This is a genomic window from Gordonia sp. IITR100, from assembly GCF_002009645.1.
GTDB lineage: Bacteria > Actinomycetota > Actinomycetes > Mycobacteriales > Mycobacteriaceae > Gordonia > Gordonia hongkongensis.
This window is the reverse complement of the sequence record NZ_MVKV01000023.1, coordinates 60,220-69,148: the sequence shown is the minus strand read 5'-3', so window position 1 is coordinate 69,148 and position 8,929 is coordinate 60,220. Positions and strand designations below refer to the sequence as shown.

Annotated in this window: 8 protein-coding genes; 4 read left to right on the top strand and 4 right to left on the bottom strand. The window is 63.2% G+C overall.

The window, feature by feature from the left end; genetic code table 11:
• The coding region (locus B1818_RS22065) for an amino acid permease (RefSeq protein WP_254859833.1) at positions 1-1,302 on the bottom strand (1,302 nt) is incomplete at its 3' end.
• Between the two features lie 65 nt (positions 1,303-1,367).
• Positions 1,368-2,468 carry a beta-mannosidase gene (locus tag B1818_RS22060; protein ID WP_078114028.1) on the bottom strand — a complete coding sequence of 367 codons (1,101 nt, stop codon included), beginning with the start codon at positions 2,466-2,468 and terminating at the stop codon, positions 1,368-1,370.
• A gap of 138 nt (positions 2,469-2,606) precedes the next feature.
• Between B1818_RS22060 and B1818_RS22055 the strand changes: the two genes are divergently transcribed.
• On the top strand, positions 2,607-3,554 hold the full coding sequence (locus tag B1818_RS22055; RefSeq protein WP_217700291.1) for an AEC family transporter: 948 nt from the start codon (positions 2,607-2,609) through the stop codon (positions 3,552-3,554).
• Positions 3,555-3,916: 362 nt separating this feature from the next.
• Here the strand turns inward: B1818_RS22055 and B1818_RS22050 are convergent, their stop codons facing one another.
• Positions 3,917-4,498 (bottom strand): DUF5677 domain-containing protein, encoded by a 582-nt coding sequence (locus B1818_RS22050; protein ID WP_139363083.1) that lies wholly within the window; start codon positions 4,496-4,498, stop codon positions 3,917-3,919.
• 425 nt (positions 4,499-4,923) lie between these two features.
• On the opposite strand from B1818_RS22050, the gene B1818_RS24245 reads away from it, so the two are divergent.
• On the top strand, positions 4,924-5,061 hold the full coding sequence (locus tag B1818_RS24245) for a hypothetical protein (RefSeq protein WP_176455976.1): 138 nt from the start codon (positions 4,924-4,926) through the stop codon (positions 5,059-5,061).
• 21 nt (positions 5,062-5,082) lie between these two features.
• Here B1818_RS24245 and B1818_RS22040 read toward each other — a convergent pair whose 3' ends face one another.
• Entirely contained in the window at positions 5,083-6,165 is a 1,083-nt protein-coding gene (locus B1818_RS22040) for an LPO_1073/Vpar_1526 family protein (RefSeq protein ID WP_139363082.1), read from the bottom strand.
• Positions 6,166-7,200: 1,035 nt separating this feature from the next.
• On the opposite strand from B1818_RS22040, the gene B1818_RS22035 reads away from it, so the two are divergent.
• Together B1818_RS22035 and B1818_RS24060 are read left to right on the top strand one after the other, a co-directional pair.
• A complete protein-coding gene (locus tag B1818_RS22035) occupies positions 7,201-8,211 on the top strand; it encodes a hypothetical protein (protein WP_254859831.1) in 1,011 nt (336 codons plus the stop codon).
• Between the two features lie 328 nt (positions 8,212-8,539).
• A complete protein-coding gene (locus tag B1818_RS24060) occupies positions 8,540-8,725 on the top strand; it encodes a hypothetical protein (protein ID WP_139363081.1) in 186 nt (61 codons plus the stop codon).
• The last annotated feature ends 204 nt before the right edge of the window (positions 8,726-8,929 follow it).

Sequence of the window (8,929 nt, the reverse complement as noted above, 5' to 3'; positions counted from 1 at the left end):
TTGTCGTCTAACGCCATGCTCATAGATTGTCCTCTCACTGATGAGCACCGGACTTACACAGACCATCTGACACCCCCTGCCGAGGTCCAGACCCTGCGCCTGCCACGCCCGACGAAAACGATAGTGGGCCCACGCGATACCCATCCACGTGATGAAGCCCGCCACCGACGAGGCGGTGACCAGCCACACATACGCGCGACCGTCGCCCACCCGACTCGCCAGGAAGCAGAGGGCGCCGATGGCCGTCGTCGCGGCCACGGCGAGGAGTGGCACTCCTGATCGCGTGACCCAGGCGAACACACGTGGGGCGTTGCCCTGCACCGACAGGCCGTACAACGCGCGGGTTGCCGCGAACAGGCTCGCATTGCCCGCCGACAGGATCGCGATCAGGATCACGGCGTTCATCATCGATGCCGCCACCGCGATCCCCGCGTCGGAGAACACGAGGGTGAACGGGGCGATCGCGATGTTCTCCTCGGACGCATTCAGCAAATTGGGGTCGGTGTACGGGATCAGGAACGCGATCACGGTCAGGGTGCCGATGTAGAACAGCAGGATGCGCACGAAGACGGTGCGCACGGCGCGCGGAATCGCCGTCTTCGGTTCGACCGCCTCGCCGGCGGCGACCGCGATCATCTCGGTGCCCTGGAATGCGAAACCGGCGATGAGGAAGACCGACAGCATGCCGAGCGGGAAGTCCACGAACGGGGCGTCGTCGATCGTCCAGTTGCTGAAGCCCGGCGACGGACGGTCGCCGACGACACCGAGAATCAGCAGCACGCCGACGATGAGGAAGACGACCACCGCGATGACCTTGATCGCCGCGAACCAGAACTCGGCCTCGCCGAACGCCTTGACCGCGAACAGGTTCAGCGCCAGCAGACCCGCCAGGAACACGACCGACCAGATCCACGACGGCACGTCGGGTGCCCAGTACTTCATGATCAGCCCGGCGGCCACCAACTCGGCGGCCAGGGTGACCGACCAGTTGAGCCAGTAGTTCCACCCGGCTGCGAAGCCGAAGGACTTGGACACGAAGCGCTTTCCGTACTCCTCGAACGGGTTGCTGCACGGGATGTATGCCGACATCTCGCCGAGGCTCTGCATCAGGAAGAAGACCATGCAGCCCATCAGCAGATACGCCAGGATGGCGCCACCCGGGCCCGCGTCTGAGATGGTGGCGCCCGAGGCGACGAACAAGCCGGTGCCGATGGCGCCGCCGAGCGCGAGCATGCTGATATGACGACTCTGAAGTCCCTTGCGCAGCGACTCGTCGGGGGTGATCCCCAGGGGACTGGACATCGGCAGAGTCTAACGGCCGGTCGGCCCGTCGGCCGGGTATTGCACTGTTGCCCGAGTGCTGACCCTCAATCGAGGCTGGTCAGTTCGGAGACCAGTTCGTGCACCGGGTCACCGGGACCGATGTCGTAGGTGCACTGGTCGTGCCTCGGGTCCGGGACGAATGCCCAGAACAGTGCGGTTGCCGTCCCGGCCGCCCGCTGCCCGGCGATCTTGGTTCGGAAGTCGTCGACGCGCTCGGACGTCGAACCGCATGAGCCGGCATGCTGGCCGATCTCGTTCACCGCGAGGGGTTTTCCGACTGCGCGTGCCTGGCGTAGACGTTCGGCCAGTCCGTTCCACTGATCCCCGGGGAGCGCGACACCGTCCGCACCGTAGTCGTGATAGTCCAGGACGTCCACGTACGGGGAGCCGGCGACGTACTGGTAGTCGGGCCCGGCGGTGCCGCACTGGCCACCGCCGGTGAAGCCGGACCAGATCACCGCCCCGCCGTGCAGCCGGGCGACCATCGCACCTGCGCTGCCGAAAAACGACCGCAGTACGCGCGCGGCGTCGACCGGGCAGGACCGCTGCTGCCATCCACACGACTGATCGCCACAGATGGACGGTTCGGGTTCACCCACCAATTCCCATCCCGCCAGGGCCGACCTGCTCTTCCAGCGTCCCACTGCCGTCCTGACCCACTGCTCGAACGTGAGTCCACCCGCGCCGGCGACGGTTCGCCAGCCGGATCGGTACCAGTCTCGTTCCTTGAAAACTCCGCTCTCGCATGCGCCATCGGCGGCCGCGAGGACAGGCAAGACTATCTGACCGTGCCGCGCGGCGGCGTCGAAGACGGCATCCATCGGCCCGAAATCCAATTGCTGGGTGTACTTGTTCACGGCCAGTTGAGCGAACAGATTGAAGCGAGTGAGCGAATGCGGAGGTAAGGCGGCGAAATAGTCGTCGAGATCAACCATCGCTCCGCAACCGGCATTCACCGACCAATCGGTGGCCAGCTGGTAGGCGTCGAATCCGGATGGCCACCACTGGCGTCCGTCGAGGGTCAATCCGGTCGGCGTGGCATCCACCCGGTTGGGCGCCGCATGTGCGGGCGGCGGCAGCAGCCAGCTCAGGAGCAGGCCGATGCTCAGCACCAGAATCGGAGTTCTCATCGCGGGCAGATGCATGTGTGCGTCCTGGGATGACGAGGACCGACTGTGGCGTCGGCCCGACTCGTTCGATGATTGCACGCCGGCGGCGCGGTTTCGATCGCGTCCGAGAATGGGGTAGACAAGACCGTGTCGTTGACGCCGATAGTCGTGGCCTTGGCGCCCTCCGTGTTGCTGGTCTCACTCGGCTGGGCTCTGCGGCGGCGGTGGGTCGTCGCCGGGGACTTCTGGCGCCAACTCGGAGATCTCGCCTACACGGTCTTTCTTCCCGTCCTCTTCTTCCACAGCCTCGCCACGGCGGACCTCACCGGCACTCCGGTGACGACCATCGCCGTGGTGCTGTTGGTCTCATCGGTAGGTGCGGCGGCCCTGGTCCTCCCCACCCGACGGCTTCCGCGACTCGATGGGCCGGCGTTCACCTCCGTCTTCCAGGGTGCGGTGCGATTCAACAACTATGTCGGACTGGCGGTCTCGACCGTGCTGTTCGGACGTGAGGGGCTCGAGCTCGCCGTGCTGGCCAACGCGGTCCTGGTGCCCACGGTCAACGTCACCTCGACGATCGTCCTGGCCCGGTTCGGCCATCGACGCCTTCGGCCCCTCGCTGTTGCACGTGCCGTGGCCACCAATCCACTCGTCGTCGGGAGTGTTCTCGGCTTGGTGGCGAACTTGGTCGCGGCCACAGCATTCGGAGAAGCCGCCGGCAGGATCGACGTCGTCGGCGCCGTAAACGGCATCCTGGGCGACCTCTTCGAACTACTCGGTGGTGCTGCGCTTCCCGTTGGTCTGCTGTGCGTCGGGGCCGGTCTCGTCCTCGATTCCCGACATTGGAAGGACACCGCCATCCCGGTCGCCGCCGCGTCGGCGTTCCGTTTCGGGGTGGTCCCAGGATTGACCCTCGCGATGTGTTCGATCGTCGGACTTTCCGGTGAGGCCGCGATCGTCGCTGTGCTCTTCCAGGCACTGCCCACGGCGTCGAGCGCGTATCTGCTGGCCCGCCGCCATGGTGGCGATGCCGATCTGATGGCGACGATCATCGCTCTGCAGACGATTGCGGCGGTGGTGTTCCTACCCGTGTGGATCTCGATCGCTGCCGCCGTCTTCTGAACTTCGCAACCGTCTTCGTCGCTCGGGTCTCGACCACGGAGGAACACGTGCGCTGGGCGGGGTGCGGGACCCTGACCGGGGTGGGGTCGTCGGGATGCCGACGGAAAGAGGTGGAAAACCGGTCTAACTGCGGTGATGGTGGAGCCGATGACGGGAATCGAACCCGCGTATTCAGCTTGGAACGTGTTTCGGTCCGAACGGGTGTGCGGTCTACCTGCGACACAACACCTCATGCTCAACCCGTAAGCACAACGTAACGCGCAATTTGACGCCACTTTGGGCGGGCTGTAGCGGGCTGTGGGCGGTCCGAATGCACCTCGTCGTAGCACCAGGTGGAGTGTCGGCGGGGTGTGCGACCCGGTTCAAAGACTGTTCTGACGTAGCCACGCCTTATCCGTTGGTTTTAGGTCGAGTAAGAGACCTAGCTCGTTTGCGGTCGCCCTGAGCGCGCTCCGCAAAATGCGATCCTTCGCGCCGTACTGGAACGCAATCTGGGCCCACACGGTGCCAGCTACTGCGAGATAGAGCCAAACATCGGTGTCGTCGAACTTCGGTGCCCGCAGACCATGTAGGCCAGTTGGCGGGTCGCCCTGCTCATCCGCTAAATATTGATCCGAGAGGTCTACAGACGGATGCGTGAAACCGCACATCACTTTGTAGTACTGATATGAGCCGTCTGCCCCGGTGCCGATCTCGTCGCAGATGTTCTCGAAGCTCCGCGCTACTTGGCCGGACGTTGACGGCAGAGGCGCGTAGTTGACGCGAGCATTTTCGATCGGGTCGGCCGCGGCCCGGAAGGCGTCATTGCTGGAATTGCGTAATCTATCTACCAGATTCACGCTCTGGCGACGTCCGTCGTTGATCCATGCACTTGCCGCGTCATCGACCTGTGCGATCCACTGCCCTGTGATTCCAGTCTCGAAGATTGTTCGGATCTGAGGCATGAGGAAGAGCGGACTGGTTCCACCTCGGTGCGACTGCGAAACGAACTCCAGAAGGTTTGTGTTGTGCATCGCTAGCCCATACAGGCAAGCGGCTCGCGGAAGCATGTGCGCTTTCGTTGTGGGTTCTCGGTCGAGGTACTCATGCCAGTCTGCGACTACGGATGCAGCAAGCTCCAGTAAGCGCTCAGAGCCAATTGGTCCCTCTCCCATGTCAGGAGAATGTCATAGAACAGCGCCCAGGAGAAACCCCGCCTCGCTGAGCCGGGGTAGGTCTGTGCGAGGCGGAGTTTCGGGTGTGCGGGGCCGTTGGAGTCCCGCACTGGCGCGGAGGACAAGTCAACTGCACTCGCGGCAGACATGTCCATCTCGCTGTCTGGGTGCTCCGCCCTCGGGGCCGAGCTAGCTGTGGGCGTTGCGGGCCGTTCATGGGGCACGCCAGGGTCACCACCACGCTCAGCGTCTACGCGCACCTGTTCGAGGACGACCACACCAACGTGATGAGCGCCCTGGCCGCGATGGGTGTGCCCGCGACCGGCGAGAACGTGGTGCGCCTGACTAGCTAGATTTAGCAGTAGCGAGGCGTCCTAGTCGTTGAAGATTGAATCGATATCGTTAGCCAGTTCGGGTGTTCGGCTGACTATTTCGTGGCGGGCCAGCATCATGCCCACAGGCGACAATTGAAATTCGACAGCATGGCAACTCTCCAAGGTGTCAAGGAACTCGGCGAGTTGCGGATAGTTCGCGTGCGCTTTGTTGCTCAATTCTGTCGAACTAACAGATTTAGCGAGGACAATCTCTCGAAGCCGCTGTTCAGTTGAGTTCAGGCGGCGCTGTTTTGCCGACGAGTCCGACAACAATCTAGGGGATTCGCTAACCTTGATCTTAAAACGATTCTCCTCCTCCGGACTGGCGGCGGGAAGCTTGGCCAGAACCGCTCGAAGCTCGTCATTGACCGATGGCTGTGAGAGATCGAAGTTCTCCTTCAGGTCCGCTTCGTCGATATGATCGTAGAGTGCTTGTGGGTGGCTATTACGCACAACCTTATATACCGTTGTCGCTCCAAATGGGAGGTACGAACCTGCGGGAGTGGCCGCCATATACTGCAACTCGAATGCAGAATTGGGGATGGCACGATAATAGGGTTGCAAGAATTCGTCCATCATCTCGAGTAGATGGTCCAGATTTCGCGCAACTTGGAAAGAAAAACGCTGGAGTAGCAGGATAGCGCTGAGGGCGCCAAGGTGTTGACTGGTGAGTTTAGGTGCGCACTCGATCGCCTCCCGCAGCACAATTTCCTTGCGTGTTCGGATTGGCTCGCTCGCCAGGCTGGTTAGCAATCCGGATAGCACGGACCCGAGCTCATCGTCGCCAGTTTCTGCGTAGCTCTTTTGGGCGCTAACAAGCGGCGCGAGAAAACGCGGGTTGGAAAAACTTCGAAGCAGTTCGGAATCTCGCTTCATTATGGCTCTAAGAACCATATCGGTGATGATATTAACCCGGTCCTCGATGAGCTCCGCAGCCACCGCTCGAGCTGCTGGCAACACCTCGGCCTTGGCGACATCGATGGCTATTTGTCGAATCTCTCCGTAAGTATGGCCGTTAAATACGACCGTGCCGTTCTCGACTAGCGCTTGGTTACTTTGGTCCCCCGCTTGTAGCTTGCTCACGAGTCTCTCCGGTTTTCAATACGGATATTCGCGTTCTTGCCAGTGCTGTGGAGCTGTGTTGAGTTATCGCCCGCTACGAATGTTGGTCCCGAGAAACGCAACTTGTTCATTACACGAGCGGGCGAGTCGTCTTCCCTTTTGAACGGAAAGGCAAGAATGGAAGCGATAAGCACCACCGCCCCGATTACGACCAGTGCCCAGTTGGGCACTTGGTTCGAAACCTGAACCGCTCCGAGGAAAATCGAGACGACAGACAGCAGGCTGGTGCTTGCCCATCCGAGTTGTCTAACGAGCATGACTGGAGCTCCTGGTGAGGGCCTGACCGGGGACGCTCAACCTTCTCATGTAGCGCCGACAAACTCTTGTATCCACGCCGGGGTGAAGGTCGCCTAGACGTCAGCAGAGAGCGGCAGATACCCGCTCTCTGCTGTGCTGGTGGAGCCGATGACGGGAATCGAACCCGCGTATTCAGCTTGGGAAAGTGTTTCGGCGTCCGAACGGGTGTGCGGGCCGCCTGCGCCAACGTGAAGCTGAATTGTTCATTAGGCCAGTTGAGAGGCCACTTCTCGCCACCTGCGGCGTAGTAGCGGGCACCGGCGGCACACCGCCAAAGCAGCGCCGGTGGGTAGCACAGGGGTAGCACGGCAGTGGTTCGCCGGTCGGTGCGGTAGCCCTAGCGCACAGCCCAGCGATGGGCATACGGTGGCCGCATACACCGCGTTACGGGGCCGCCCGCACAGCCGGTAGTTGCTCGCCCAGCAGACGAGCGGAGCGCAGCACATTCCGGCGGGCAGTGCCTAGCCGTCTAAGTGAATACCGATTCGGCCTGAGGTCGGGTTTCTCGCAAGGCAGGAGCCGGCGAAATGTCTCGTCCAGCAATCAGTCCGAATTGGAGTACACACAATGACTACCGCACAGCTATTCGCCTTCGGTGGCGATCCCGCATCGGGGTATTCCTCGCAAGGCGATGTCCTCGCTTCGCATACCGCCGACGGCGTCGACCTCAACCGCATCTGGGACGAAGCCGCAGCGCTCATGGCGTCGTGGAACAAGCGCCGCAACGCCCTGGCATCACTCATCAGCTACAGCACCATCAACGTCGGCGATGCCATTCCGCAGACTGTCGGCGGCGATCACTTCGAGAAGGCCAGCGAATTCGGCGAACCGACCGGCCTGCGCGCCGAACCCGACGCGCTGATCCTCGGTTACGACTTTGAGGATTACGACCTCGCCAGCCGCACCACGTGGAAGTTCCTGCGTAGCGCCACCGCCGAGCAGGTACGTTCGGTGATCAACCGCGCGTTGGAATCTGACAATCGCAAAGTCACCGGTACCATCCTCCGGCGGCTCTACAACCCCACCGAGGGTCTGAACGAATTCGCCCACAAGGTCTACGGCCTGTACAACGGCACCGACGGAATGGTGCCGCCGCCGTACGCGGGCCGGACCTTCACCAGCGACCTGTCGCACTACTTGGTGTCGGGTAATGCAGCGCTCGATCCCGGCGACCTGGTGGACGGAATCAACCAGGTGCGTAGCCACGGGTTCGGGACCACGGTAAATAGTCGTCTGTTGGTGCTGTGCCACCCCGCCGACGCCGAAGTGATCGCCACGTTCCGCCGAGGTGTAGAGACCAACGGGGTGGAGGCCAAGTACGACTTCATCCCGAGCGCCACCGCACCCGCCTACCTCACCGACGAGAATGTGGTTGGCCAGGTCGCGCCGGGTGAGTTCGGCGGCCTGGAAGTGCTCGGCAGCTTCGGTCCCGCGTGGGTCGTGCCGAGCTTCTACCTGCCGCAGGGGTACATCGCGGTGGTGGCGACGGGCGGACCGAACTCGCCGAGCAATCCTGTCGCATTCCGCCAGCACGCGAACCCGATCTATCAAGGGTTACGCGTTATCCCGGGCCGCGATCAGCGCTACCCACTGCAGGACAGCTACTTCCAGCGCTCGTTCGGCACAGGCGTTCGGTATCGCGGAGCGGCGTGCATCGTGCAGGTGAAGGCGTCGGGTGCGTACGAAGCTCCCGAATGGGCGTGGACGTAGTGACCGCGCCCGACTTCGGCCCAGAGGCCGGCGAATACTCGTGGGGGTCTGGGAACGTGCCGCCCGGCTTGGAGAACGAGCCACCGAGCCAGGGCGGGCCGTACCGAGGCAAGACCCCACCGGCCACCGACGCCGAAGGGCTACGCGCCCTAGCCGACGAGCTGGGCACTCGCCACCGACGGCACGCACCATGAGTCGCGCCTACCGTCGCGATCGGCGAGGGCGGTTCGCACCGACGCCAGGCATCAAAGTCACACAGCGCAGTGCCGACACGCCGCGGGTGGAACCAACACAAGCAGAGGCCCGGCGTACCGTCCGCCGTCACGCGATGGCCGGAGCGCTCGCCGGGATGGCCGTACCTGCTCCCGTAGGAGTGAAGGCCACCGCCAGTGGTTCGGCCGCATTCGCCGCGACTACGACTGCAGCGGGCTACAAGATCGGCAAGTCGGTCGGTCAGGCGCGCGTCCGGTCGGCGTCGAAGGCCGCAGCCGCAGGGCGAAAGGTCCGCCGATGAACGCAACGACCACTCGCAAGGCCGTTGACGCCGCACCGCGCACCCACGGGCACCCGGCAGGCGGCGCAGCCCGCACACCGACGCACCGGGCCACCCGGACACACCACCGGAGGCCACCCCAGACCGGCGGGAGAGCGCCCTCCCGCCTTGAAACAGGGGACGTCGACGTGTCCGTCCCCGAGTTCGCGCCGCAGACGTGTAGCG